The sequence below is a fragment of the Agrobacterium sp. genome (assembly GCF_032092815.1).
Classification (GTDB): Bacteria; Pseudomonadota; Alphaproteobacteria; order Rhizobiales; family Rhizobiaceae; genus Agrobacterium.
This window is the reverse complement of sequence record NZ_DAMDBP010000002.1, coordinates 19,926-44,312: the sequence shown is the minus strand read 5'-3', so window position 1 is coordinate 44,312 and position 24,387 is coordinate 19,926. Positions and strand designations below refer to the sequence as shown.

At 56.7% G+C, this 24,387-nt stretch carries 12 protein-coding genes; 3 read left to right on the top strand and 9 right to left on the bottom strand.

All coding sequences use genetic code 11. From position 1 onward, the window contains the following. Positions 1-60: 60 nt before the first annotated feature. Complete coding sequence (gene ispG, locus RT613_RS01150; RefSeq protein WP_313612302.1) at positions 61-1,311, bottom strand: flavodoxin-dependent (E)-4-hydroxy-3-methylbut-2-enyl-diphosphate synthase; 1,251 nt, start codon at positions 1,309-1,311, stop codon at positions 61-63. A gap of 335 nt (positions 1,312-1,646) precedes the next feature. Between ispG and RT613_RS01145 the strand changes: the two genes are divergently transcribed. After that, positions 1,647-2,249 (top strand): cytochrome b, encoded by a 603-nt coding sequence (locus tag RT613_RS01145; RefSeq protein WP_313612300.1) that lies wholly within the window; start codon positions 1,647-1,649, stop codon positions 2,247-2,249. An 84-nt stretch (positions 2,250-2,333) separates the two neighbouring features. On the opposite strand, the gene RT613_RS01140 is transcribed toward RT613_RS01145, so the two are convergent. The 4 genes from RT613_RS01140 to RT613_RS01125 form a co-directional block, all read right to left on the bottom strand. Continuing rightward, positions 2,334-3,509: an MFS transporter gene (locus RT613_RS01140; RefSeq protein ID WP_313612298.1), complete on the bottom strand. Its 1,176-nt coding sequence runs from the start codon at positions 3,507-3,509 to the stop codon at positions 2,334-2,336. A 26-nt stretch (positions 3,510-3,535) separates the two neighbouring features. Next, positions 3,536-4,342: a DeoR/GlpR family DNA-binding transcription regulator gene (locus tag RT613_RS01135; protein WP_313612296.1), complete on the bottom strand. Its 807-nt coding sequence runs from the start codon at positions 4,340-4,342 to the stop codon at positions 3,536-3,538. Between the two features lie 121 nt (positions 4,343-4,463). After that, a complete protein-coding gene (gene pyc / locus RT613_RS01130) occupies positions 4,464-7,925 on the bottom strand; it encodes a pyruvate carboxylase (RefSeq protein WP_313612295.1) in 3,462 nt (1,153 codons plus the stop codon). Positions 7,926-8,051: 126 nt separating this feature from the next. Then, on the bottom strand, positions 8,052-8,789 hold the full coding sequence (locus tag RT613_RS01125; RefSeq protein WP_313612294.1) for a LuxR family transcriptional regulator: 738 nt from the start codon (positions 8,787-8,789) through the stop codon (positions 8,052-8,054). A gap of 325 nt (positions 8,790-9,114) precedes the next feature. Here RT613_RS01125 and RT613_RS01120 point away from each other — a divergent pair, with 325 nt between their 5' ends. Further along, entirely contained in the window at positions 9,115-10,875 is a 1,761-nt protein-coding gene (locus RT613_RS01120) for a glucan ABC transporter ATP-binding protein/ permease (protein ID WP_313612292.1), read from the top strand. A gap of 276 nt (positions 10,876-11,151) precedes the next feature. On the opposite strand, the gene RT613_RS01115 is transcribed toward RT613_RS01120, so the two are convergent. After that, positions 11,152-19,635, bottom strand: coding sequence for a GH36-type glycosyl hydrolase domain-containing protein (locus tag RT613_RS01115; RefSeq protein WP_313612290.1), 8,484 nt, complete (start codon positions 19,633-19,635; stop codon positions 11,152-11,154). Between the two features lie 662 nt (positions 19,636-20,297). Here RT613_RS01115 and RT613_RS01110 point away from each other — a divergent pair. Next, positions 20,298-21,434 (top strand): M20 aminoacylase family protein, encoded by a 1,137-nt coding sequence (locus RT613_RS01110; protein WP_409558740.1) that lies wholly within the window; start codon positions 20,298-20,300, stop codon positions 21,432-21,434. Positions 21,435-21,513: 79 nt separating this feature from the next. Here the strand turns inward: RT613_RS01110 and RT613_RS01105 are convergent, their stop codons facing one another. The 3 genes from RT613_RS01105 to RT613_RS01095 all read right to left on the bottom strand — a co-directional run. Then, positions 21,514-21,657: a hypothetical protein gene (locus RT613_RS01105; RefSeq protein ID WP_250984215.1), complete on the bottom strand. Its 144-nt coding sequence runs from the start codon at positions 21,655-21,657 to the stop codon at positions 21,514-21,516. 220 nt (positions 21,658-21,877) lie between these two features. Continuing rightward, positions 21,878-22,852 carry a threonine/serine dehydratase gene (locus RT613_RS01100; RefSeq protein WP_313612286.1) on the bottom strand — a complete coding sequence of 325 codons (975 nt, stop codon included), beginning with the start codon at positions 22,850-22,852 and terminating at the stop codon, positions 21,878-21,880. A gap of 164 nt (positions 22,853-23,016) precedes the next feature. Beyond that, positions 23,017-24,387, bottom strand: a 1,371-nt coding sequence (locus tag RT613_RS01095; protein ID WP_313612284.1) for an aldehyde dehydrogenase family protein, incomplete at its 5' end; no start/stop codon positions are given.

Here is a 24,387-nt window from a genome sequence, read left to right as displayed (position 1 = left end):
GGCTCCTTGATTGATGGACCTGAAATACCACGAATCCGGCAAAATCCCGGCGGGTGTTGATTATTCTGCTGCGTGTTTATGTCCAAAGCGTTTTTCGATGTAGTCGATAACCAGGGCTTCGAAGTCTCCAGCGATGTTTGGACCACGCAAGGTGAGGGCTTTCTGACCGTCAATAAAGACAGGTGCCGCCGGGCTTTCGCCGGTGCCAGGCAGCGAAATGCCGATATCGGCATGTTTGCTTTCACCTGGGCCGTTGACGATGCAACCCATGACCGCAACGTTGAGCGCTTCAACGCCGGGGTATTTTTCCTTCCAGATCGGCATGTTCTTGCGAATGTCGTTCTGGATGTTCTGGGCCAGTTCCTGGAACACAGTCGATGTCGTGCGACCACATCCCGGACATGCCGCAACAACCGGAATGAACTGGCGAAAGCCCATGACCTGCAGAAGTTCCTGCGCCACCTGCACCTCACGGGTGCGGTCGCCATTCGGTTCTGGCGTCAGCGATACACGGATCGTGTCACCAATACCGTGCTGCAGCACATAACCCATGGCGGCGGACGAGGCGACGATGCCCTTGGATCCCATGCCAGCTTCCGTCAGGCCCAGATGCAAGGCGTGGTCGGAGCGCTCGGAAAGCATGGAATAAACGGCAATCAGGTCCTGCACCTGGCTGACCTTGGCCGACAGGATGATACGATTGCGCGGCAGGCCGATATCTTCGGCGAGTTCAGCCGAGATCAGCGCAGATTGAACGATGGCTTCGCGGGTAACCTGACGGGCAGACAGGGGGAAACCCTCGGCCTGATTCTTGTCCATCAGCGTTGTCAGCAATTCCTGATCGAGCGAACCCCAGTTCACGCCGATTCGCACTGGCTTGTCGTAACGGATCGCCATTTCGACGATATCGCCGAACTGCTTGTCCTTTTTATCCTTGAAGCCGACATTGCCAGGATTGATGCGGTATTTTGCCAGCGCTTCCGCGCAGGCAGGATGATCCGCAAGCAGCTTGTGGCCGATGTAGTGGAAGTCGCCAACCAGTGGAACATCAAGGCCAAGGCGCAACAGACGATCGCGAACCTTTGGCACGGCAGCGGCGCTTTCGTCCCGGTCAACCGTGATGCGTACGATTTCAGAACCGGCGCGGTAAAGGGCGGCAACCTGCGCGACTGTCGCGTCAATATCTGCTGTGTCGGTGTTGGTCATCGACTGAACGACAACAGGCGCTCCACCCCCAACAATAACGCCCCCCACATCGACGGCGACCGAGGCACGGCGTGGCTTGGGATCAAAATCAGAGGGTGATGACATCGTTATCTCTACGCTTGCGACAAATGCGCCTATTCAGGTGGATCAAGGCGCGAGCCTTGTCAATATTATACCTATCACGTTTTGCTCTGACTGGCATTGCAAGTCGCTGACATCGGTTGATTTGCCGTTCATTTCAGGCGCTTTGATGATCATAGCCACGAAATATCGCTGCGATCTTCAGAGAAAAACACGAATAGGGCACGAGCAATCTGTTTTTCAATCGTTGATTGAGATCAACCGCAAAATTTTGGTCTTTCCTATTCTGTTTCTGCACAAAGCCTAAGCCATAACTGGCCGTGAAGCATTTATGGCAGGGCATGAACATGGGGTGTGTCATGCAGCTAATGAATACGAAAGAACGTTTCGGTGCCGTCGCGGGAATGTATCACTGGCTTATCGCCACGGCATTTATCCTGAGCTACCCATTTGTCTACTATGTGGTGTTTATTCTTGAATCAAACCGCAAGGATCCTCTGTTTCTTCCGGTCTTGAACGTCCACTGGTTCCTTGGGATCATTGTTGGCGTGTTTGTTGTTCCCCGCCTGATCTGGCGGTTGTTCAGCGTCGAACCCGAAGAAGCGCCCGGCACGCGGGTTGAGCATATCCTGTCGAAACTGGCGCATTGGGGGCTTTATGGCCTGATGATCTCAATGCCCTTTACCGGTTATTTCGGAACCGGCGGCAATGGTGTGATCGACCTCTATCTGTTCACGATCCCGCGTTTCCCTAATACCCAGCTTTTCCAGTGGCTGAACATCAACTGGGCAACCTTCGAGCCTGTTATGGATGGTTTCCATCATTTCATCGGGAAATGGGTCGCCTGGCTGGTGGTCGTGCTGCATGTCGCGGCCGCTTTCTACCACCACTTTGTACGGCATGACACGGTGCTGACGCGCATGTTGCCGGAGCGGGTCAGCGCCTGGTTGCTCAGCAAATAAAGGCCTGATGATTTCAATTTCCCGCCAGGCAGTCTGGCGGGAAATTTTTGAGTGCGGTAGGCATTGGCGCCTATCGCAGATGTCTTAGTGTCGTCCGGCACCGTCGGCATGGCGGGCCAGGCGCGACAGAAGAAACACGACGCCATGCAGAACCGGCAGACCAATAAACACCGTTCCAAGGCCGATATGTTCGGCAATGAAACCGATCGCCGATGGTGCAACGAGAATGCCGGAATAACCCATCGTCGTGACAACGGAGAGGCCAATGCCCGGTGCAAGGCCGGGCATATTGCCCGCCGCCGAAAAGGCAATTGGTACCATGTTGGAAATGCCGATGCCGGCGAAGGCAAATCCGATGATGGCGACAACCGGGCTGGTGGCGACACCGGCGATCAGCAGACCAATGATCGAGATCACCGAACAGACCCGTAGCGTGTTGACCGCGCCGAAGCGGTCACGCACCAGATCACCGGCAAAACGCATGACGGCCATGGTCATCGAAAAGGCTGCGAAGGCAAAACCGGAGGCGGTGACCGAAGCGCCAAGTTCATTGCGCAGGTAGAGCGCACCCCAGTCGAGGATGGCACCTTCCGGCACCATGGAAAACAGCGCCATGATGCCAATGATCCATGGCAGTGGCGTCATCGGAAGGCGCAGTTTTTCGTGGCGTTCTTCCGGGTGTGGAGGATCAGCCAGAACACGCGGCCATGCGATGGCCAGAAGGATAGCGGCGAACATTGTCAGAGTAACAGCGTGACCGTAGACACCGACCTGTTTGATCAACAGACCGCCAAGGCCCGCGCCAAGCAGACCGCCAAGGCTCCAGAAGGCATGGCAGGACGACATGATGGCACGGCGCATGCTGCGTTCGGTCACAACGGCATTGGCGTTCATGGCCACATCCATGGCGCCGGTCAGTCCACCAAACAGCACCACGGCAGCAACGCCAGTCCATATGTCGTTGGTCAAGGTAATCAGCAGCAGTGTTGGCACGAACAACGCAGCGGCAACCAGCGCAACGGTTCTGGAGCCATGGCGGGCGATCTTGGCACCTGCAACCGGCATCATCAGCAACGACCCAACACCAAACATCAAGATCACCAGGCCCAGCTGGCTTTCACTCAAGGAAAGCCGGTGGGCAAATTCCGGGATCATCGGCGCCCAGGAGCCCATCATGAAACCGTTCATCAGGAACAGCAGTGAAATGGCGAGCCGCGTTGTGGTCATGTACGGCGTGCGGACAGGGGAAGTGACGTTCATGGCAGAGCCAGACATTGAAGTGAGCCTCAGGAAATGGAAACGAGTTGTTCTGGAGAGCTGGATCCGGTGATGTGGATATCCACGCCACGGGCCGTCAAAGCCTGGCGGAAGGCCTGGTCTGTTTGCTGCTCCATTATGAGCGACAGGGAATTGTCGAGATCGCAGACATGGAAAGCGGCCTTCAGGCCAAGTTTTTCGCGGGTGACGGCAGTCAGCGCCCTATTACTTGCCTCACAGGCCAGACGCTTGAAAACCGCATCCTCATAAATATCGGCCGCCAGTCCGTTTTCCAGCGTCACACCGCATGCGCCGAGAATGCAGAGATCAGGCCGCACTTTTTCCAGCTGTCTCAAGGCGCTTGCGTCGATGGCAGCGCCAACATTGGCATCCACTTTGCCACCTATCACGATGAGATCAACGCCCGGTTTTGCTGCTAGTTCTGCGGCGATTACAGGGGTATTGGTGACGGCGGTCAGGCGAAAATTCTGCGGGATCTGTCGTGCGATCGCCAGATTGGTCGAACCGGCATCAATGAACACCACCATGCCTTCTTCCAGCAGTGACACAACCTTTTGGCCAAGAACCGCCTTGCGATCTGTTTTTTCGGTCAGCCGCGTCTGAAGTGGCGTGGTCACGCCTGTTGTCTTCAAAGCACCGCCATAGACGCGCTCGCATTCACCGCGGGCTGCCATTTCGCGCAGGTCGCGGCGGATGGTGTCCTCGGAGGTGTTGAAGGTCTGCGCCAGTTCCTGCGCAATGACACGGCCTTTTGTCTCCAGTTCGGAGAGAATGAAAGCCTGTCTTTCGCTGACAAAATGATCTGTTTTGGACATTTACATCAATCGTGAAAAAACGTGCATAAACATGCGTAATTTGATTGCGTAAAAACAGCAAGAACAAAAATGCCCGCTTTTCAGCGGGCATGATTTTTATGGAACCACATGAGCGCGGTGATTATTCGCCGTAGATGATCAGCAGGTCCTTGGCATCGATCTGGTCGCCAGCACGCACCAGAACTTCCTTCACTTCACCATCCTTTTCGGCGTGCAGCGCAGTTTCCATCTTCATGGCTTCGATGGACAGCAGCACGTCGCCAGCCTTGACCGTCTGCCCCTGATTGACAAAGACGCGCGAGATGACGCCCGGCATCGGTGCGCCGAGATGTGCGCCATTGCCTGTTTCTGCCTTTTTACGAACCGCAGAACCGGAGGCACCATGGGCACGATCCGGAACCTTGATACGGCGTGGCTGACCGTTGATTTCGAAGAACACGGTGACCATGCCCTTGTCATCCGTACCGCTCATTGCCTGATTGACGACGACAAGCGTCTTGCCGCGTTCGATATCGGCAAACAGCTCCTCACCATCGGCCATTCCGTAGAAATAGGCGTGGGTTGGCAGCACCGAGACCGGGCCATATTGCTCGGACGCCAGGGCAAAGTCGGTGAAGACCTTCGGATACATCAGATAGGAGGCGAACTCGAAGTCATTGACCGCGCGGCCAATCTTGGCATCGATGGTTTTGCGCTCGGCATCAAGGTCGGCCTCTTCCAGCAACGAGCCGGGTCGGACCGTGTAGGGTTTGTCGCCCTTGAGCGCCTTCTTCTGCAAGGTTTCCGGCCAACCGCCTGGCGACTGACCAAGGTCGCCCTTGAGCATGGACACAACCGAGTCCGGGAAAGCGATATCCTTTTCAGGATTTTCGACGTCGGCCACGGTCAGGTCCTGGCTGACCATCATCAGGGCCATGTCGCCAACCACCTTGGAAGACGGCGTCACCTTGACGATATCACCGAACATGCGGTTGGCATCGGCATAGGCCTGCGCCACTTCGTGCCAACGGCTTTCCAGCCCGAGCGAACGGGCCTGTTCTTTCAGGTTGGTGAACTGTCCGCCCGGCATTTCATGCAGATAGACTTCCGATGCCGGTCCCTTGAGATCGCTTTCAAAGGCTGCATATTGGCCACGCACCGCTTCCCAGTAGAAGGAAATGCGGCGGATCCATTCCGGATCAAGGCCGGTATCGCGCTCGGAGCCGGACAGGGCCTCGACAATCGAACCAAGGCATGGCTGGGATGTGTTGCCGGACAGTGCATCCATGGCCGCATCCACCGCATCGACCCCTGCATCGACAGCAGCAAGAACCGTCGCAGCCGAAATGCCTGATGTGTCATGGGTGTGGAAGTGGATTGGCAGCGAGGTTGCTTCACGCAGTGCGGTAAACAGAACCTTTGCCGCAGCAGGCTTCAGCAGGCCTGCCATATCCTTGACGGCGATGATATGGGCGCCTGCCTTTTCCAGTTCGCCAGCCAGATTGGTGTAATATTTCAGATCGTATTTCGGACGTGCCGAATTGAGAATGTCGCCGGTGTAGCAGATGGTCGCTTCACACAGCTTGTTCTCTTCGGCAATCGCGTCCATCGAAACGCGCATGTTTTCGACCCAGTTGAGGCAGTCGAACACGCGGAACAGATCGACGCCGCCCTTGGCCGCCTGACGCACGAAATATTTGACGACATTGTCCGGGTAGTTCTTGTAACCAACGCCGTTGGCGCCGCGCAGCAGCATTTGCAGCAGCAGATTTGGTGCGCCCTCGCGGATCAGCGACAGGCGTTCCCACGGGTCTTCGGTCAGGAAGCGCATCGACACGTCAAATGTCGCGCCGCCCCAGCACTCCAGAGACAGCAGTTGTGGCAGGGCCTTGGCATATACATTGGCAACACCGGCAATGTCATGGGTACGCATGCGTGTTGCCAACAAGGACTGGTGGCCATCGCGCATGGTCGTGTCGGTCACCAGAACGCGCTTTTCATTGCGCATCCATTCGGCAAAACCTTTCGGACCCAGCTTGTCGAGCAATTGTTTGGTGCCGTCGGGAATGGCCTTGTCGATGTAAGGCACAATCGGCTTGGCGGCCTTTTCCGAAGGCTTGGCGCGACCCTTGGTTTCCGGGTGACCATTGACGGTCACATCGGCCAGATAGGTCAACAGCTTGGTGGCACGGTCCTGACGTTTGACCTGCTGGAACAGTTCCGGTGTCGAGTCGATGAAACGTGTGGTGTAGGTGTTGTTGCGGAACTTTTCATGGCCGATGATGGCCTCAAGGAAGGTCAGGTTGGTTGCAACGCCGCGAATACGGAACTCGCGAAGCGCGCGGTCCATACGGCTGATAGCTTCCTGCGGTGTTCCGCCAGAGGCTGTCACCTTCACCAGCAACGGGTCGTAATAACGGGTGATGATCGCACCGGTGTAAGCCGTGCCGCCATCGAGACGAATGCCGAAGCCGGCTGCCGAACGGTAGGCGGTGATACGGCCGTAGTCAGGAATGAAGTTGTGTTCCGGATCTTCGGTGGTGATGCGGCACTGCAGGGCGTGACCGTTCAGACGAATGTCAGCCTGCTTTGGTACGCCGGATTCAGGCGTGCCGATGGATTCACCTTCGAGAATATGGATCTGCGCCTTGACGATATCGATGCCGGTCACGACTTCGCTGACGGTGTGTTCCACCTGAATGCGCGGATTGACCTCGATGAAGTAGAATTTACCGGTGTCGGAATCCATCAGATACTCGACGGTCCCTGCGCCAACGTAATTGGTCGCAGCGGCAATTTTCAGCGAGTAGCTGGCCAGTTCCTGGCGCTGTTGTTCCGAGAGGTAAGGGGCTGGCGCGCGCTCGACGACCTTCTGGTTACGGCGCTGGATGGAGCAGTCACGCTCGAAAAGGTGCACGACGTTGCCATGCGTATCGCCCAGAACCTGGCTTTCAACGTGGCGCGCACGCTCGACCAGTTTTTCGAGGTAAACTTCGTCCTTGCCAAAGGCAGCCTTTGCTTCGCGCTTGGCTTCCATCACCTCGCGGGCCAGATCTTCCTTTTTGCGGATTGCGCGCATGCCGCGTCCGCCGCCGCCCCAGGACGCTTTCAGCATCACCGGATAGCCGATTTCTTCGGCCATGCGCTCTACCTCTGCCATGTCTTCCGGCAGCGGTTCTGTTGCCGGAACAACTGGAACACCCACTGAGATGGCCAGGTTACGTGCTGCCACCTTGTTGCCAAGTTGGCGCATCGTATCGGCTGTCGGGCCAATGAAAATGATGCCTGCATCGTTACAGGCCTCTACAAACTCCGGACTTTCCGACAAAAGACCGTAACCGGGGTGAATTGCATCTGCGCCCGAAAGCTTCGCGACGCGGATCACTTCCTCGATCGACAGATAGCTTTCGATTGGTCCCATATCCTTGGCCAGATGCGGACCACGGCCAACTTGATAGCTCTCATCCGCCTTGAACCTGTGCAGCGAAAGTTTGTCTTCCTCAGCCCAGATCGCCACCGTTTTTATTCCCAGCTCGTTGGCTGCACGGAATACACGGATCGCTATCTCGGATCGGTTCGCTACAAGAATTTTCGATATCTTCAAGACGGTCTCCCAAAATCGTCACAGATGCATATATGTTGCACCGCGAAATTAAGCAGCAAAACCACGTCTTGGGAAGGGCTATTCAGCGCCAAAGCGTTCGCTTGGCCGAAGACCAATCGGTTGAAATCAGGAAATAAGTCCGTATCGGAAAGCAAGGGCAATGGCATGCTGGCGATTTCGGGCATGCAGCTTGCGCTGAATGCCGTTGATGTACCAGTCCACCGTATGGCTGGATATCGACAGTTCCTTGCCCATCTCCGGCGATGTCATGCCTTTGGACAGCAGGATCAGAATATCCATCTCTCTTTGCGTCAGGCGGATTTCCGGCGGCAGCGGCATATCGACCGGCGTGTCATCATCTTTTGACAGTTCGAGAATGCGCCAGAAGGCGGCGCGTGCCGCCGTGTCGAATAGAGCCAGTTCCGATGGCGCGAATTCGTAAGGTTCGCCACCGATCCACACACTGCCCAGCAATCCACCGCGACCGTGGATCGGGAAGACGTAGCCATCTTCCATGCCATAACGGGCACTGTCTTGAAACAGTCTGGCGATGCGCTTGCGATAGGCGGTCGGCTTGAACGGACCGACCGCGTTTTGCCATCTGAACGGGCGATTTGCCGATGCCAGCATTTTGCGGGTCGGATCGATCAGCGGGTATTTGCGGGTGTAATAATAGTCACGCCATCCATCCGGCAGTTTCTCGCCAATGGGGGTGCCCAGATCATCTCCATCGTTCTGCGAACGCTTGAAAAAGATGAAATAAGGGAAATTATAATGTTCGAGCAGACGCTCGAAACCGGTCAGAAGTTCTTCTCTCGTGCCAGCTTCCGAGCAGATGAAAAGAAACTCATTTATATGACGCATGACGATGCACGTCCTGAAATTGGCATAAATCCTACATAACTATGGACCCGAACCGTTTTGTGGTGACGTCATGTTACGCAGGTTAGACCGCGATCAGATTTCACCGCATTTCGTTATCAATACCTAAAACACGACGGCTAAATCTTGCCATGCTCTCCAGGAAATACAAACCACTGAACCATCAAATGCTAGGAGTTGTGCGGTTTATTTGATAGTTCAGCATAGGGACTTTTTTTGAACTTCAGGTGTGATTTGTGCACCCACCTGGAGCCGAAAGATGACTACCGGAATTCTCAAGCCGGCTTTATGAAGATTGGATACGAAATTGACACTGTTTCAGGTCTACACAAGAGCACTTCGTTATCTCGCGGAAAACCGTTTGCGGGTCGCGATTGTTGTGATCGCCAACGTCATACTGGCGGCAATCAGCATTGCCGAACCCATTCTGTTTGGTCGCATCATCGATGCAATATCAACCGGAAGTGATGCCACCGTCATCTTGTTGGTCTGGGCCGCTTTCGGTGTTTTCAACACCATTGCCTATGTGCTTGTGGCACGTGAGGCGGACCGCCTTGCGCACGGCCGCCGGGCAACGCTGTTGACCGAAGCATTCGGTCGTATCATTTCCATGCCGCTATCCTGGCATCAGCAGCGCGGCACGTCCAATGCGTTGCACACCTTGTTGCGTGCCAGTGAAACGCTGTTTGGCCTGTGGCTGGAGTTCATGCGCACCCACCTGGCAACCGCCGTTGCGCTTGTGCTTCTGGTCCCAACCGCCATTTCCATGGACCTGCGTCTCAGCTTCGTGCTGATTGCCTTGGGGGTTGTCTACTGGATCATTGGCCGGATGGTCATGCAGCGCACCAAGGATGGTCAGGCGGCCGTTGAAAAGCACTACCACACGGTTTTTTCGCATGTCAGCGATTCGATCAGCAACGTCTCCGTCCTGCATAGTTACAACCGCATCGAGGCGGAAACCAAGGCGCTGAAAGGTTTTACCGAGCGTCTGTTGAGCGCACAGTATCCGGTTCTTGACTGGTGGGCGCTTGCCAGTGCGCTGAACCGCACGGCATCGACCGTCTCGATGATGATCATCCTGATCATCGGCACTCTTCTGGTGCGTAGTGGCGAATTGCGCGTCGGTGACGTGATTGCCTTTATCGGCTTTGCAAACCTGCTGATTGGCCGTCTTGACCAGATGCGTGCCTTTGCGACGCAGATTTTTGAGGCACGTTCCAAGCTCGAAGACTTCTTTACGCTGGAAGACAGCGTGAAGGACCGCGAGGAGCCACAGGACGCCAAGGATCTCGGTCATGCCGCTGGCAAGGTCGAATTCCGCGAAGTTTCCTTTGATTTTGCCAATACGACACAGGGCGTTCGCAACGTATCCTTTGTTGCCGAGGCCGGTCAGACGGTTGCCATCGTTGGACCAACCGGTGCCGGTAAAACCACGCTCATCAATCTGTTGCAGCGTGTTTATGATCCTGGCGACGGCCAAATCATGATCGATGGCACTGACATCTCAACGGTAACGCGCAAATCGCTGCGCAATAACATTGCCACCGTGTTCCAGGATGCCGGTCTTCTCAATCGCAGCATTCGCGACAACATCGGTCTCGGCCGCATGGATGCCACGGAAGCGGAGATTATTGAGGCTGCTACGGCTGCTGCCGCAACGGACTTCATTGAGGGACGTTCTGAGGGCTATGGCACCCATGTGGGTGAACGTGGCAACCGTCTTTCCGGCGGTGAGCGCCAACGTGTGGCGATCGCACGTGCCATTTTGAAGAATGCCCCTATTCTGGTGCTGGACGAAGCGACCAGCGCGCTTGACGTCGAAACCGAAGCCCGCGTCAAGGCGGCGGTCGACACGCTGCGCAAGAACCGCACGACCTTCATCATCGCCCACCGCCTGTCGACGGTGCGGGATGCCGACCTTGTACTGTTCCTTGATCACGGACGTATTGTCGAGATGGGCACCTTTGATGAGCTGAGCGCGCGGGATGGCCGCTTTGCCTCACTGTTGCGCACCAGCGGTATTCTGTCCGAGGAAGGCAACCGCCAATCGGTGCCGGCCTTGACCTGACGGGCAAATCTATAGGCAACCATCCGTGACCTGATCTGAAAAAACCTCCGTTTCTGAACGGAGGTTTTTTTATGCCGTGACCACGGCTTGCCATACGTAACTGGTCTGATTTGCTTTCATTCATATGAGGCACGTTAGGGCGCAGGTTTGCTTATCGACTGCTGGCGTGGGCAAAAAAATAACCGCCACCCTGTTTCAAGGTGGCGATTATTGTTTTCAGTCTTCTGCGAAGTGGCCCGCCCAGAACCGGCTTTCAGTTCCGGCGGGGCTGGCCTCTCAGCTCAGCTTGATTGAGCGGTCAGCATCATCAAGCGGTTTGCCATCAACCAGCACGGTCACTGTTTCACCAGAGCGTTTGACCGTGATCTGGCGCGCCTTTCCGTCAACCTTGATTTCGGCAGAGAAGCCGTCCCATTCCTGTGGAATGGCGGGGTTGATGTGCAGCGCACCGTTTTCACGCTTCAAGCCGAGAATGCTTTCGACGGCAGCGCGATAAAGCCAACCGGCAGATCCGGTGTACCAGCTCCATCCACCCCGGCCGGCAAGATCGCCTTCGCCATAGACATCAGCCGCGATGACATAAGGTTCAACACGGTAGTGTTCTGCAGATGTCGCGTCCTTCGCGTGGTTTACCGGGTTCAGCAGCGAGAAGCATTTCCATGCATCCTGCGTGCGGCCAAGTTTGGCAAGTGCCATGACCACCCAAGTCGCTGCGTGGGTGTACTGGCCACCATTTTCACGCACACCTGCCGGATAAGCCTTGATATAGCCGGGGTCTTGATCGGTGTTCGACAACGGTGGTGTGAACAGGCGAATGATGCCCTTTTCATTATCCACCAGCTGTTCAAGCACCGCGTTCATGGCCTGCTGCGAACGACCGTCCTCGCCTTCGCCGGAAAGAACGCTCCAGCTCTGACCAAGAGAATCGATACGGCATTCATCGCTTTCAGACGAACCCAGCGGCGTGCCGTCATCGTAATATCCACGACGGTAATAGCTGCCATCCCAACCGGCTGTTTCTAGGGCAGAACGCAGGCTTTCGCGGTGCGTTTTCCACTTTTCAGCACGTTTGTTGTCGCCACGCTGTTCGGCAATGCCAATGAAGTCACGCAACGTACCAGCCAGGAACCAGCCAAGCCACACGCTGGTGCCTCTGCCGCTCGTTCCAACACGGTTCATGCCGTCATTCCAGTCGCCGCCAAGAATGAGCGGCAGGCCGTTTTCGCCGGTCCGCGCAATCGCCAGATCAAGTGCCAGTGCTGCATGTTCGTACAGGCTAACCGTTTCGGTTGAAACGTCAGGCTGGAAGAACGCATCATGCTGACCTGGCAGTAACTGCTGACCTTTCAGGAACGGAATCTGTTCTTCAAGGATCGCGGTATCGCCTGTGGCTGCGAGATACTGGTTGATGGCAAAACCAAGCCAGACCACGTCATCCGAGATCAGGGTACGCACGCCGGCGCCGCTGTTTGGCAGCCACCAGTGTTGTACGTCACCTTCGGCGAATTGCCGTCCTGCGGCGCGAACAATCTGGCCTCTGGCCAGTTCCGGCTGCTGGATGAGGAAGGCCAGCGTATCCTGCAGCTGGTCACGGAAACCGAAGGCGCCACTCGACTGGTAAAAGGCGGTGCGTGCCATGATACGGCAGGACAAGGCCTGATAGGGCAGCCAGCGGTTAACCATGTGGTTGAACGCCTTGTCAGGCGTTTGCACCTGCAGGTGACCGGTGAAGTCATTCCAGAAATCACGGTTGGCTTTGACCGTCGCGTCGAAATCCGTCTTGCGAATATCCTTGACGAGGGCCTTGGCTGCATCTGCGCTGTCGGTATCACCGAGATAGAACAGAACGCTCTTTTCTTCACCCGGTGCCAGGGTCAGATCCTGGCTAAGGATAGCGCATGGATCGCCGTCCTGCTCGATGCTGCCGGACAGGGTCGCGCCTGCTGCGGCGCTTTTCGGTCTGACGATGCTGCCATGACGGCCAATGAACTCACGTCTGCTGGTCGAGAAACCGGCATTGACGCTGTCGGACGCAAAGATCGCATAGTTGCCGCTGTAGTCGATGCTGTAGGCGTTGGTTGCCAGCAGTGCACCGGTTTCCTCGTCATGCGAGCTGAGGATGAACGGCGCGGTTTTTTGGCGATTGTTGCCAAGCACCCATTCAACGTAACCATAGGTCCGCAGACGGCGGGTTTCCGTGCCTGTGTTCTTGATGGTCAGGCGGGACAGCTTGACCGGCTGTTCGCGGTCAACCGTCTGAGTAAGGGACAGTGCCAGACCGTTGTCGTCAACCTTGAAGCTCGACACACCAAAGCCATGGCGCGCCTCGAACTCAAGCTGAGGATCACGCGACAATGTCGCAAGCGGGCTGTGCAGTTTGCCGCTGTCCAGATCGGTTACATAGAAGGCTTCACCGGGACGGTTGCTGACCGGATCGTTGGACCATGGCGTCAACTGGTAGTCGCGGGAATTGCGGCTCCAGCTGAAACCGGCCCCTTCGGCAGAAATGTGGAAACCGAAGTTCTCGTTGGAGATGACGTTGATCCACGGATGTGGTGTTGACTGGCCACCCCGCAGACGCACGATATATTCATCGCCATCCTTGTTGAAGCCGCCAAAACCGTTCCAGAAGTCCAGATCTCCCTTGTCCTCGACTGCGTGGGCGGTCGGGAACTGATCGGCTGGCAGTGGCACGATGTTTTCGCTGCCATCAGGTGTGCGGTGTGCTGCAAACAGCGAAACCGCACGGTTTACCTGATCGACGATCTTTCCATTGCGGGCGTGCAGAACGACGCGCGACGCGGCCAGAAGGGCAGCCCATGTTTCCTCATCCGTCAAATCCTTGCGGACCGAGAAGACATGCGGTTTGCCGCCATCTGCCGGGTTGATGCGGCGCTGACCTTCGGAAATGACATCCAGCGCATGCTGCATGTCCTGTGCGTAGGATGTGGCACGTTCGTTGACGATGACCAGATCGAACAGCACACCGCGTGAGCGCAGATATTCATGGGCACTGAGCGCTTCGCGCGCAATTTCCATGTCCATATCGTCGTTGATGCGCAGGCTGAAGATCGGGTAATCGCCGGAAATCGACAGCGGCCACAACTTGCGTTGTGATGCGAGCGTGTTTTGAACAGTCGCTGCATCAATGCGCATATGCATGTCGGGATAGACGAGATAGCGGCCGAGATGCTGGAATGCCGCTGCCTGCTGCGAGGTTACGCCAACATGGCGCATCTGCACCTGCGTTCTCGTCCAGGCATGCACCAGCTCATGCGCAAATGCATCCGGGTGACGGTAACGGTCAATCGCCTTGTCGACTTCCTCGCGGCTTGGGCCAGCAATCGTCCAGAAGATGACGCTGACTTTTTTGCCCGCTGGAACACGCACGACGCGACGCAGTGACAGGATCGGATCCAGTGTGAAACCGTCGGTTCCCGAGAGGTTTGCGCCGGTATCGAAAGCGGCAGCTTCGGCAAGGGTTCGGCCACGGCCGATAAAGCGTCTGCGGTCGGTTTCGAACTCGGTCGGGCGCGATGTGCCTGAATTGTCGGCCGTCAGGTGCGCAATCACGGTACCCGGTTCATTCGGGTTACGTTTGTTACGCCATGCGCGGATAACATCGCCGCGACGACCGATCTCGGTCTGCAGGAACATGCGCGAGAACACCGGATGGGCATTGTCGTCGTCTTCAGCGGCAATGACCGGCTCCATATAGGAGGTCACTTCGATGTAACGGTCTTCCGAACCGACGTTCAGCAGGGTGACACGACGGCCTTCGGCATCATGTTCGGTCGCCACGATGCACTCGACGGTGCTGGTGAGATCGCCGGTGGTCTTGTGGAACTCGGCCTTGTCGTCGCTAAACACGACCTTGGTCTTTTCACCTTCGGCAATTCTCGGCTCGGCGGTGGCACTCCACCATTCGCCCGATGTCGTATCACGCAGGAAGATGAATGTGCCCCAACGGTCTTCGGTCGGGTCGGCCTTCCAGCGCGAAATGCCAAGACCATTCCAGCGGGAGTAGCCCGAGCCGGTGGCAGTCAGCATGGTCGAATAATGGCCGTTGGACAGGAACACGACTTCGCGGTCCTTGGTTGCCGGGTCGGCGATGGTGCGGATTTCCGAACGCAACAGGTCTGCCTGTTCCTTGCCGGGTGTTTCCGGCTCGTACTTGGCGCTCATCACTGGAATTTCGCGTGGTGCCTTTTCCTGCAACAGCAATTCGGCCGCTTCGATAACAGGATCGGAGTGGAAGAGTTCGCGCAGGCGTCCGTCGAACACAACGTTGGCAATGGCTGCAATCGACATGCCGTGGTGGTGGGCATAATAGTTGTGAACCACAGCACAGGTCTTGCCGTCCGGAACGCGGGTCGGTGTGAAGTCGACGGCGTCGTGGAAACCATATTGGCCAAGTGCCCCCAGCTTGCGCAGCTTTTCGAGGTTTTCGAGGGCTGCTTCCGGGTTGTACTGGCTGGCGAGGATCGAGGCATAAGGCGCGATCACCGCGTTCTGGCCAAGGCCGCGCTTCAGACCAAGGCTCGGCACACCAAAATTGGTGTACTGGTAGTTCATCTGGTGGTCGCGGGCATTAAAGGCTGCTTCGGAAATGCCCCATGGCGTACCAAGGCGGCGACCATGGTTCATCTGTTCGACGACAACCAGATTGTTGGTCTGGTTGAGAATACCGCCCTGACGCTCCTGCATGACCAGTGGTGGCATCAGATATTCGAACATCGAGCCGGACCAGGAGACCAGTGCACCCTGCGAACCGACCGGAACGACCTGACGGCCGAGGCGGTACCAGTGTTCGGTGGGCAGATCACCCTTGGCGATGGCAAAGAGGCTGGTCAGGCGGCACTCGGACGCCAAGAGGTCGTAGCAGGCCTCGTCCAGTTCCTTGCTGTCGGCGCGGTAACCGATCGAAAGCAGTCGGCGGTCCTTGCGGTAGAGGAAGGTGAAGTCCATCGAGAAGGCAAGATCGCGGGCACGGTCGCGCAGTGCGGCAAGGCGCTGGCGTACCGGTTCGATATTGGTCAGGTCAAAGGCGCTGTCGGAAATATGCGCTTCGCAGACATTGACCAGCAGCGCCGCCCAGTGGGTGACCTCTGAACTCTGTGTCGACTTGACCTCGTGATCGAGGTTGAAGGCGAGCTTCTGGATATCGCGTGCCAGAACGGCAAGGTTGATAACGCGGATTGAGGCAAACTCGTGCTCGCGTTTTACAGATGCCAGCGCATTGGCAAAACCGGTGATGCGCTCTTCGAGGCGGCGGTGCAGTGGGCGGAGGTTCTTGCGATCATCCGGCAAGGATTTCAGGCATTCCTGCAGAATGCCGGCCACGTCGCCAATACCGTCAAGGTTGCCCTGAAGGTGGGCAGACGGTGCTTCACACCATTCGCGGCATGCCGAAGAAACGGCAATCAGGTGGCCTGCGAGGTTGCCGCTGTCCACTGCCGAAATGTAGTGGGGACCAAGCGGTGCCAGCGTATCGGTGTGGTACCAGTTGAGCAGGTGGCCACGGAACTTCTCCATGCTTTCGACTGTGGTGATGGTTTTTTCCATCCGGTCGATGGTGTCGGCAAAACTGATCCAGCCGAAATGACGGGCGGAGATAACCGACAGAAGATACACACCGATATTGGTGGGCGATGTTCTTGCGGCGATCAGCGGCTGCGGCGTTTCCTGGAAGTTGTCCGGCGGCAGGTGGTTCTGTTCCGGTGTGACAAACTCTTCGTAATAACGCCAGGTGCGGCGGGCAATCTTGCGGAACTCGTCGGAGACGTGATCGGCCACGAACAGGCGGTCTTCGGTTTCAGCCGACTGGCTCACATACCAGGCCACAACAGGCGACAGTACCCACAGAACGGCGAACGGAATGCCGACCAGGAACGCATTGTCGCCCGGAAGGGCTGCAAACAGCAGACCCAAAAGCGCGATAACCGGAGCATGCCACATGGTGCGGTAGTAGTCGGTAATACTGCCCTGCGCGCTGGATTGCACGCTTGCCGCCGTTTTCCATTCCAGCATCAGCTTGTGGCTGACAAAGAGGCGGTAAAGAGAGCGACCAATCGCGTCGGTCATCATGCAGGCGGAATCGGCAATAAACACGATGCGCAGCGCAACCTGGGCATTGGTGGCGCGAATTTCAGACCACAGCGTGTGGAAATGCGCACGGGGAATGATGTCGGTGCTTGGCGGCACGATGCCGGACAGGATCGACAGGGTTGGTGCCACAAACAGCGAGAAGATCAGCAGGATCTGCCAGATCAGCGCGCCAAGCGGGTCCATGAAATACCAGCCGAGAACGGAGGCAAAGAACCATGCGATCGGCGTCAGCGAGCGACGCAGGTTGTCGATCATCTTCCAGCGGCCAATGGCGGTGACACCGCGTTTGGCTTCGAGAATGTAAGGCAGAAGCTGCCAGTCGCCACGCGCCCAGCGATGCTGGCGCGACACTTCCACCTCGTAACGGGTCGGGAAATCCTCAACCAGTTCAACGTCGGTGATCAGCGCGCAGCGCGCAAAGGAACCTTCGAGAAGGTCGTGGCTGAGAACGGCGTTTTCATCCACCTGACCCTTGAGGGCAGTTTCAAAGGCATCGATGTCGTAAAGGCCCTTGCCCGTGAATGTGCCTTCGGCGGTCAGGTCCTGATAGACGTCGGACACCGTGAAGACATAGGGGTCGATACCGCGGTTGATCGAATAAACGCGCTGAAAGACCGATGCATCCTTGCCGGTGGTCAGCGATGGCGTCACACGCGGCTGCAGAAGGCCGTAACCGTAGATGACACGGCCGGTTTCCGGATCGTGTACCGGGCGGTTGATCGGGTGGTGCATCTTGCCGACCAGTTTGGTCACCGCTTCACGCATCAGGCGTGTGTCGGCGTCAAGCGTCATGACATAACGCACATCAAGCGGAACATTGTCGAGGCCGGCAATGAAGCTGGTGTCCTTGTCGCCGCGCAGCAGAAGGTTCAGCTCATGCAGCTTGCCGCGCTTGCGCTCCCAGCCCATCCAAACACCTTCGGACGGATTGTAGAGGCGACGGCGGTGGAAAATGTGGAAACGCTGGCCATCGCTGTAAGGATAGCGCGCGTTAAGCCGTGCAATTTCCTTGCGGGCGTAGTCCAGAACTTCCTGGTCGCCGGCCATTTCCTCGGTCTTTGCATCACGCCAGTCGCTGATCAGTGCAAATGAAATCGCGCCATGCGGATTGGCGAGGTAATGGACCTCGAGATTGCGCACCAGTTCATCAACGCTGTCGCGGTTGGTGATCAGGCACGGGACGGCAACAAGCGTGCGCGCATCCTGCGGAATGCCTTCCTTGAATTCATATCCGACCAGCCGGAACGGTTTGACGAACAGCGTCACCAGTGTGTTGAACAGGCCGGTTGCACCTTCGGATGCTGGCAGCGAGAACATCAACAGGAAGGCGAGAATGACGTACCATTCCATGCCGGCACGTCCCAGCAGCCAACCGGCCACGGTCATTGCCAGCACGGTCAGCAGCACGACTGGAACGGCAACCGCCATCCAGTGGAACTTGCGCACCGATCGCACGACGTGCTGGGCAATCAGGGGGCGATACCCAATCGCCTCTTCCAGTTCCTTGCGACGACGTCCGACCAGAAATGTTCCGACATTGGGAACATGCGGATGGTGTTCATTGGCTTTTTCCGCTGCCGTGACCATGTCGACGGCCAGCTGCGCCACTTCCACTTCGGTTTTGCCGGAACGGCGGGCCAGGAGTTCGATTGTGTTGCGGTAGGTGTTGCGCGAGCCGAAATCGAGAACGCTGTAATCGGTATGTTCGCGCAGCACCTTGTCTATATGGCTGACTTCTTCGAACCAGACCGACCATTCGGTATCATCGATTTCGCGCAGGCTCTTGACGATGTTGCCCATCGTCACGTTGCCGGAGGCGAGGCGGTTATGTTCCGCCATCATCACTTCTTCGGCGTCTGTGCCGGCGCTGATCAGGCGTTCTTCCAGCCAGGAAACGGCAAAACCCGAGGTCTGCGAGCCGTTGCGCAGGCGATAAAGGAACTGGGTCGCGAAAGTGCGATCCTCGGCAAAACTGTCGATGCGCTTGAGGACCTCGACCGAGGCTTCCGGATCGTTCAGACGAATGATTTCGTCGGCAACCTCATTGGCCTTCTGGCGCATGCGGCGCGAACGATCCACACGGAAGGCGATGCGGCGCAGGTTCTCGATCAGCACAAAACGAAGGATGGACGGCAGCGCCCACAATTCACCGATCTGCAATGTGTGGGTGGTCTGGTAGCCATCCACCAGTGCCGTCAGGCTTTCTCGCGAAACCGTGCTGTGGGTATGGGCGACATAAAGCCAGGCCAGCGCCATGACGCGTGGAATGGTGACATCGCCAACCTGCATGGTCGGAAGCTGGCGGTAGAAGCGGCGCGGAAAATCGCGCCGTACTTCCTGAATGGCCTCTTCGATGACGTAGTGGTTGTCGAGCAGCCATTCGGCAGCCGGTGTAATCGTTGCGCCGTTTTCAACATCGGCAGCCGTGGCCCGGTAAACGCGCAGGATTTCCTTTTCATTCTCCCGGTGGCGGGCGAAGAAATCGAAGCTCATGAATCCGGGGAGGTCGCTTGCACCGTCCCGCGACAGGGAGGCGCCATATGCATTCAGCTCCTCCATGGCAAGATAGTCAGAGCGGATCGAATCATTGTGATCGATCTGCTTGCTCTCGGCTTCACGGGCGGCGGCTTTCGGCGTGATATGGAAGGACATCGGCTCGTAATCTGTGTGATGAAAGATCTAATTGTTTACCCGCTTCGCAACACCAAAAAGGACTTTCGGCGTTGCTTGGGCAGGCCAGTCTATAGTCTGAACGAAAATAGTGATTTTTTGTTCAGACAGGCATTTATTCACTACAACCCTGCTTTCCCATGATAGTGGCATTTTTGGGTCGCAGTGTCGGAAATCGTTGAATATCAGTCGTTTGGGATAAGCACATTCCTCAGGACAAACTGCCCCGGCAATCGCGTGCGATCTGGCGAACTCCCCCCAAGCCAACATGGTTTTCCGGTTTTACCTTCGTGATCATCATTTCACTCGTAAGGGCGTTTAACCGCCTGTAGCAAAAGACCAAACCGGACCATTTACAGTTCCATGCCACCTGTTGCGTTTGGATGCAAGAGTTGAATCATTTCAATGGCCTTGGCCCTTTTGCACGACAAATCCTGGCCGGGGTCGCAAAGACATTTTTGCCCCATTGCTTTTATGAAATTCAAGGGCCGAGTTGAGGCCTTACAAGCCTGTCCGGATGCTGCTAAAGCTTCATGCTTCAATGTGCCTGATGTCTATTGTTCAGCATATTCTCGAAAGTCTGAGTAAACCGGAAACAGATCATGACGCGACAATTCTCCGTTTCGCAAAAATTTGCAAACCACATGCCTGATGTGGTTGCCACGCGACAGCATTTGCACCGGTTTCCTGAAATCGGACTTTCGGAGTTCAAGACATCGGATTTTGTTGCCGAGCAGCTTGTTGCGCTGGGTTATGAGGTGACGCGTGGTCTGGCCGGCACTGGTGTTGTGGCGACCTTGCGCAATGGCAGCTCCACGCGTTCGGTCGGTATCCGGGCGGATATTGATGCGCTGCCGATCCATGAGGAAACCGGTGCTGATTATGCCAGCGAACATCCCGGCGTCATGCATGCCTGCGGTCACGATGGTCACACGGCCATGCTTTTGGGCGCGGCCAAGATCATTGCCGAGCGCCGCAATTTTGACGGCACCGTACATCTGATTTTCCAGCCGGCCGAAGAAAATTTCGGTGGTGCGCGCATCATGATCGAGGACGGCCTGTTCGAAAAGTTCCCCTGTGATGCGGTGTTTGGACTGCACAATGATCCCGGCCAGCCTTTCGGCAAGTTCATCCTGCGTGAAGGACCGCTTCTGGCGGCCGTCGATGAATGCAAGATCACCGTCAAGGGATTTGGCGGACATGGTGCCGAACCGCAGGATGCCTCGGATCCGATTGTTGCTGGTGCCAGCATCATCATGGCGCTGCAGACCATCGTGTCGCGCAACATTCACCCGCAGCTGTCGGCCGTTGTTACTGTCGGTGCTTTCCATGCCGGCATGGCCAGCAACGTCATTCCTGAAACGGCGGAAATGCTGCTGACAATCCGCTCCTTCGATGCCGGTGTGCGTGATGAGCTGGAAAAGCGCATTCGCCTGATCGCGGAAGGCCAGGCGGCAAGTTATGGCATGAGTGTCGAACTGGATTATCAGCGCGGTTATAACGCCACCATCAACCACAAGGCAGAGACCGACTATATCTTTGACCTGGCACGACGTTTTGCCGGTCAGGACAATGTTGCTGAGATGCCGCGTCCGTCCATGGGGGCGGAGGATTTCGCCTATATGCTGGAAAAACGCCCCGGCGCCTATTTCTTCCTCGGCAGTGCTCGCACGGAAAACGATCCGCCGCTTCATCATCCGCGTTATGATTTCAACGATGACATCTTGCCAATTGGCACGGCATTCTGGGCCGAGCTGGTCGAAGATTATCTCAAGGCGTAAAGCGCTCTCTCGGTAAACAAAAAGGCCAGTCGGTTGACTGGCCTTTTTTGGTCAGGGGGAGGACCTTTAAAAGCGATTATCAGGCAAACAGTCCGCAGACGACTGCCGCGACAAACAGAAAACTTGCGCCGACAAGTGCACTGTTGAGCGTGCTGCTCCATGTGCTGCGAGGTGTGGACGATGTCGAAAAAGTCTTCACTTTTTCTGCCTTCATGTAGGTCATCGTAATCTCCTCCGTTGTGGCTTTACCGATTATTAATGAAGATTAATCCTATCTCGACCAATTGTGTAGAGATAAATTTTCAACCACCCGGCCTCTTCAGAAAAATACTCGCCTTTATCGGCCCATACCAAGAAAGCCTGTCTCTTTCCTGCCGTGAACAACGCGGTGCCGTCAGACGGGTTCCACCGCGCTGTTTCGTTCCCTTCAAACCGTCTGAGCGTCAGGCATATCTGGAGAGGGCCTCACGCATGATCTCTGGCTCCACATTGCCGCCGGATCCAACAGCGATCACCTGGTCGCCAGAAACAGCATTGCCGTGGAAAAGTGCTGCTGCCAGCGCCACGGAACCGCCCGGTTCCAGCACGATTTTCAGCCGGGTAAAGGCCAGAACCATGGCTTTCAGGGCTTCTTCCTCGCTCACCACAATGCCCTCGCCACATAAGGCTTTCATGATCGGGAAGGTAATGTTGCCTGGCTGCGGTGTGATGATGGCGTCACACAGAGAACCGGCCAATCTGGCATTTCGTTCGATCTGGCCGCTTTTCAGCGACCGTGTGGTGTCATCGAAGTCTTCGGGTTCGCAGGGTCGTGCGGTCAGACCCGGTGCCTTGGCCTCCAGAGCCAGCGCAATGCCTGATGTCAGGCCGCCACCACCACAGGGGATCAGGACATCGGCTTTTGTGATACCCAGTTCGCCCGCCTGCTCCCCGATTTCGAGACCGACCGTGCCTTGCCCTGCGATCACCTGAGGTTCGTCGAAGGGTTTGATCAGCGTCAGTTGGCGCTCGCTCGCCAGACGTGCGCCAAGCGCATCACGATCGTCCTTGGCGCGGTCAAACAGCACCACGTCGGCGCCAAACGCCCTGGTATTGTCTATTTTGATCTTGGGGGCATCTGCCGGCATGATGATCACCGAGGGCACACCATGCAGGGCTGCGGCATGGGCAACGCCCTGGGCATGGTTGCCGGAGGAAAAGGCGATCACGCCACGGCTTCTGATCTCTGGTTCAAGTGCTGAAACCGCTGACCATCCGCCACGAAACTTGAACGATCCGGTACGTTGCAGGCATTCGGCTTTCAGGAAAATCTTGCGTCCCGCAATCTCGTCCAGAAACGGCGATGACAGCAGGGGCGTGCGGCGGGCCTGATCTCCAATACGCTGACGTGCGGCTTCAATCATGGCGATATTGGTCATGCGGCATTCCTTTTCGGTGAGGCTGATGCGAGGGCGGGTCAGTCAAACCATAATGGGTTTTTCAGTCCGTGAAACTGCAAAAAGATACCTTGATTTCTGTGGCCTGAAACGAAAATCCCCGGCACAAGGCCGGGGATCCGTATTATTTGGTGTCGTCTGACGAGTTATGCCAGCGTGTAACCTGTCTTCACGGTGGTGAAGAATTCGGATGCATATTTGCCCTGCTCGCGAGGACCGAAGGACGATGCCTTGCGGCCACCAAACGGCACGTGGAAGTCCACGCCTGCGGTTGGCAGGTTGACCATGACCATGCCGGCTTCAGCATTGCGCTTGAAGTGGGTGGCGTGCTTGAGGCTGGTGGTGGCGATACCGGATGCCAGACCAAACGGCGTGTCGTTGGCAACAGCCAGCGCTTCGTCGTAGTTCTTGACGCGGATAACGGCAGCAACCGGTCCGAAGATTTCTTCCTGCGAAATACGCATGTCATTGGTTGCTTCGGTGAACAGCGCAGGCTGCAGGAAGAAGCCGGGGGTGTCGCGCTTGAGCACTTCGCCGCCGAAGGCCAGCTTTGCGCCTTCCTTCTTGCCGATTTCGATGTAATCGGTGTCCTGCTTGAGCTGCTTTTCGTCAACTACCGGACCAACATGGGTGTCCTTGTCGAGCGCGTTGCCAACATTGATCTTGGCAAGACGTTCGGTCAGGGCGGCCACGAACTTGTCGTGGATACCTTCGGTCACGATGATACGCGAAGATGCCGTGCAACGCTGTCCGGTGGAGTAGAAGCCGGAGTTGGCAGCTGCTTCAACGGCAACGCCGAGATCAGCATCGTCAAGAACGACGAATGGGTTCTTGCCACCCATTTCAAGCTGGAACTTACGGTTGAACGGCAGCGAAGATGCTGCAACGCGCTGGCCGGTGCCGGTCGAGCCGGTGAAGGTGATGCCGGCGAGGTCCTTGCTGTCGAGCATGGCCTGACCAACAACCGAGCCACGGCCCATGACCAGGTTCAGAACGCCCTTTGGCAGACCTGCGCGGTGCAGAATGTCAACGATTGCCCATGCGCAACCTGGAACCAGATCGGCAGGCTTGAAGACGATGGTGTTGCCGTAGCACAGTGCAGGCGCAATCTTCCAGGCCGGAATGGCGATCGGGAAGTTCCACGGTGTGATGATTCCGATTACGCCGAGCGGCTCGCGGGTGATTTCAACACCGATGTTTGGACGGGCAGACGGCAGAACCTCACCGGCCAGACGCAGTGCTTCGCCAGCGAAGAAATCAAAGATCTGTGCAGCGCGGATGGTTTCGCCGATGCCTTCGGCCAGAACCTTGCCTTCTTCACGGGCCAGAAGTGCACCGAGCTCTTCCTTGCGCGCAAGAATTTCGTCTGCAGTCTTTTTCAGAATGCTGTGACGCTCCAGAATGCCGGAACGCGACCATGCCGGGAATGCTGCTTTTGCCGCTGCGATGGCAGACTGGGCATCTTCGGAAGATGCCTGAGCGTAAAGGCCAATAACTTCATTGGTATCGGATGGGTT

Coding starts and splice junctions, on each gene's coding strand:
- ispG (WP_313612302.1), bottom strand. CDS start 1,311: ATGTCATCACCCTCTGATTTTGATCCCAAGCCACGCCGTGCCTCGGTC.
- RT613_RS01145 (WP_313612300.1), top strand. CDS start 1,647: ATGCAGCTAATGAATACGAAAGAACGTTTCGGTGCCGTCGCGGGAATG.
- RT613_RS01140 (WP_313612298.1), bottom strand. CDS start 3,509: ATGAACGTCACTTCCCCTGTCCGCACGCCGTACATGACCACAACGCGG.
- RT613_RS01135 (WP_313612296.1), bottom strand. CDS start 4,342: ATGTCCAAAACAGATCATTTTGTCAGCGAAAGACAGGCTTTCATTCTC.
- RT613_RS01125 (WP_313612294.1), bottom strand. CDS start 8,789: ATGCGTCATATAAATGAGTTTCTTTTCATCTGCTCGGAAGCTGGCACG.
- RT613_RS01115 (WP_313612290.1), bottom strand. CDS start 19,635: ATGTCCTTCCATATCACGCCGAAAGCCGCCGCCCGTGAAGCCGAGAGC.
- RT613_RS01110 (WP_409558740.1), top strand. CDS start 20,298: ATGCCTGATGTGGTTGCCACGCGACAGCATTTGCACCGGTTTCCTGAA.
- RT613_RS01105 (WP_250984215.1), bottom strand. CDS start 21,657: ATGACCTACATGAAGGCAGAAAAAGTGAAGACTTTTTCGACATCGTCC.
- RT613_RS01100 (WP_313612286.1), bottom strand. CDS start 22,852: ATGACCAATATCGCCATGATTGAAGCCGCACGTCAGCGTATTGGAGAT.